Source organism: Streptomyces colwelliae, assembly GCF_048158785.1.
Lineage (GTDB): Bacteria > Actinomycetota > Actinomycetes > Streptomycetales > Streptomycetaceae > Streptomyces.
In genome coordinates, this window is sequence record NZ_JBLTJC010000912.1 from 1 (window position 1) to 555 (window position 555).

Consider the following 555-nt stretch of genomic DNA (forward strand, 5'->3'; position numbering starts at 1 on the left):
GGGTCAGGCACTCCCACCAGGTGATTGTCAGTGGCAGCCGCTATCTTGCGACTCATGCCGGATGCCGAAGACGTACGCCGTATCGCCCTCTCCCTCCCGGACACGACGGAGAAGATCGCCTGGAACATGCCCACCTTCCGGGTCGCCGGGAAGATGTTCGTCACCGTGCCCGAGGAGGAGACCTCCATCGCGGTGCGCTGCCCCAAGGAGGAGCGCGACGAACTGGTCCTGGCGGAGCCGGAGAAGTTCTGGGTCGCCGACCACGAGGCGGGTTTCGCCTGGGTCCGGGCCCGCCTCTCCGCGCTGGACAGCGAGGACGAACTCAGAGACATCCTCGCCGACTCCTGGCGCCAGGCGGCCCCGCCCCGACTCCTTGACACCTACCCCGAGTTGGGCCTGCCGTCCGGGTCCGGCGACTGAAATTCCCGAGGGCGTTGTCAGTGGTGCGTGGCATCATCCGGAAGCGGGAGTGGGAGCCGGGGCGGAGGGGGCTCCGGGTCCCACGGCAATGATTCCGAGCGGGATGTCGTGAGCACCGGCGAGGCGCTTCGGGGG

The 555-nt window shown here is 68.5% G+C and carries 1 protein-coding gene; it reads left to right on the top strand.

Annotated elements, in window-relative coordinates; translation table 11 throughout:
- Positions 1 to 54: 54 nt before the first annotated feature.
- Positions 55 to 420 carry an MmcQ/YjbR family DNA-binding protein gene (locus ACNFOC_RS55125; protein WP_416966411.1) on the top strand — a complete coding sequence of 122 codons (366 nt, stop codon included), beginning with the start codon at positions 55 to 57 and terminating at the stop codon, positions 418 to 420.
- Positions 421 to 555: the final 135 nt, after the last annotated feature.

Excerpts from the sequence above, each read along its gene's own strand:
- ACNFOC_RS55125 (WP_416966411.1), top strand. The coding sequence starts at position 55 with ATGCCGGATGCCGAAGACGTACGCCGTATCGCCCTCTCCCTCCCGGAC.